Consider the following 2,286-nt stretch of genomic DNA (forward strand, 5'->3'; position numbering starts at 1 on the left):
TCCGGGGATGGGTCGCAACGAGCCGGGTGCCGAAGACGATGCGGACCTGCTCGATGCCGCCCACGACGGTGAGCTCGTGATGGGCGAACGCCGTGGGGACCGAGTAGTCGTTGCGATCGAACCGCACAAGGGAGAGCGAGTTCGCCCTGGCGGCCACCACCCGGCGGGCCTCGAAGGAAGCGGCCGGGACCCCGAGCATCGCCGCTCGGTCGACCTCGAGCAGCTCGGCCTTGGTCACGGGCTTGGCCCCGGACCCGCCGGTGAAGGTCGGCCCGGCAGGAGGCCTCCAGACGGGCGTTGAGCTCGACGAACGATGAGCAGGAGGGGACGGGCACCATGAAGTTGCGCCGCCCGTACCCGACGAGGGACCCCACGTGGCCCTTCTCGTTGCCCCGGCCGACCCGGCAGAACCGGTGGGTGAACAGGAAGTGGCTCTCCAGGCGAAGGAACTCCCGGGTCAAGGCGCGCTCCCGGCCGATCACCTTGCGCACCGCGATCGTCGTGTTGTCGTAGGCCGTCCTGGTCGGCACTCCCCCGAAGAAGCGGAAGGCGGCCACGTGGGCGGCCTGGAAGGTCTCGGTGCACTCCCGGGGGTAGGCGGAGACGTGGAAGGCGTCCGAGTAGGGGAGGCTCATCACCGCGAACGCGGCCTTGCGCCGCACGCCCGCGATCTGGACGGTGGCGTAGCCGAAGTCGAACTGGGCCTCACCGGGTGGATGGGACAGGGGGACGAAGACCTCTTGGGCGTGGCGGTGGTGCCGGGCCACGGCCTCTTTGACCTGGGTGATGCCGCCTTGGTAGCCGTACTCGTCCCGGAGGCGGCAGAAGATGCGCTTGGCCGTGTGGCGCTGCTTGGGGGGCGCCTCCCGGTCGGAGGCCAGGATCTCCTCGATCACCCCCAGGTAGGGACCGAGCTTGGTCTTGGGGCGAGGAGCGCTGCTCCGGTACCCCGGTGGCTCGGTGTTGGCGAGGATCTTCTGCAGGGTCTTGTGGGCGATGCCGTAGTCCCTGCAGACCGAACGCTTCGAGGCGCCCTCCACGAGGACCCTGCGCCGGATCTCGGTCCACTCCTGCATGTCGGTTCGCACTCCTTCTCCCGTCTGCTCGGCTCCGCTGCTCCCCTCGACGGGTGAGCTTGCGGGCGCAACCAAGCAGAACTTGGGATGTCGGGGTGCTGACCTTTTCGACCGGCGTTTTCAGGCCGCCGGTGTTCGCCTTTTCAACCGGCGTTTACAAGCTCCCTCCGATCCGTTTGGTCCACATTGGCGTGGGACAGTCGATGAGACCGTAGGCCCTGATCCTGGCCAGCACCAGGAGATGGCGTTCCCGGACAGGAGCGTTCGGACGCGGGTTCGCCAGGATGTTCAGGTCTCCTCCAAGAAGGAGCCGCTTGCCGTACGCCGGATGGTCGAAGATTGGCGAGAGCTCGGACAAGGAGCGGTGCACCGACGCGTCGGACCGCTCGTCCAGGAGGCCGTAAAGGCAGACGGCCGTCACCTGTACGCCATCGACATCTACACTGGCCGCCACCCACGTGCCGGGGCGGGAGGGCGCGAACGGGAGCTGCTTCCCGTAGTACCGGTCCACGCGGGCGTCCGTGATCTCGGCCATGGCATGTGGATCGCCGGAGCGCCTGGGCGGCGAGACCACGGCCGTCGACCAAGGCCTCCTGACGGGAAACTCGGGCCCGAGCGGGGCCTCCAGCCCGGTCGTGGTTCCCTGACCCATCGAACGGATATCGCCGGGTGCCGGCGGCGCCTCGCAGAGGAGGCACACGTTGGCGTTTTCCATGTCCGACCACTCGCGGTCGGGGGCGCCTGGTTCTCGCGGCCGCAGCAGATCCCAGTTGGAACTCTTCTGCTGCATGTTCCAGATGACGACCTTCAGTGACGAGGCTCGTCTCAACGGAAGGCCGGACCTTGCGTCAATCTGGACTCGGTGCGGACTTGATGTTTGCGTCCACCATCGGCTCACGGCTGCCCGTCTGAAGCTGCCCCAAGAACTCCGCGTACTGCTTCTTGTCCATGTGCCGTCTGGCCGTCTCGATGACGAAAGCGAGGTCCTGCTGGTACTCCCAGGGGGAGATCCCTTGGGTCTCCGGGGTGGGCCGGAACCGCTCATAGGCCTTGATGATCCGCAGGACGTCGGTGACCGTCTTGGGCTCGATCTCCCCGAGGGCGACCCGGTCGCGGGCCCGTAAGGCGAGGAACATCGTGGAGTCCACCACCGTGTCGATATAGAGCTCCGCTAGGGTCTCCCTCGCCTCTCCCATCTGGCGCAGGCGCT

General features: G+C 67.4%; 3 protein-coding genes. All 3 read right to left on the reverse strand.

Features of this window, described 5'->3' with window-relative positions; genetic code table 11:
• Window positions 1-1,076, reverse strand: a 1,076-nt coding sequence (gene istA, locus M3Q23_11320; GenBank protein ID MDP9342657.1) for an IS21 family transposase, incomplete at its 3' end; no start/stop codon positions are given.
• 154 nt (window positions 1,077-1,230) lie between these two features.
• On the reverse strand, window positions 1,231-1,611 hold the full coding sequence (locus M3Q23_11325) for a hypothetical protein (protein MDP9342658.1): 381 nt from the start codon (window positions 1,609-1,611) through the stop codon (window positions 1,231-1,233).
• Window positions 1,612-1,924: 313 nt separating this feature from the next.
• On the reverse strand, window positions 1,925-2,286 hold a 362-nt coding region (locus M3Q23_11330; protein MDP9342659.1), incomplete at its 5' end, for a hypothetical protein.

It is taken from the genome of Actinomycetota bacterium (genome assembly GCA_030774015.1).
In the GTDB taxonomy this organism is placed as follows: Bacteria; Actinomycetota; UBA4738; order UBA4738; family JACQTL01; genus JALYLZ01.

Bases quoted from the DNA above. Each gene is read 5' to 3' on its own strand.
- M3Q23_11325 (MDP9342658.1), bottom strand. From the start codon at position 1,611: ATGGCCGAGATCACGGACGCCCGCGTGGACCGGTACTACGGGAAGCAG.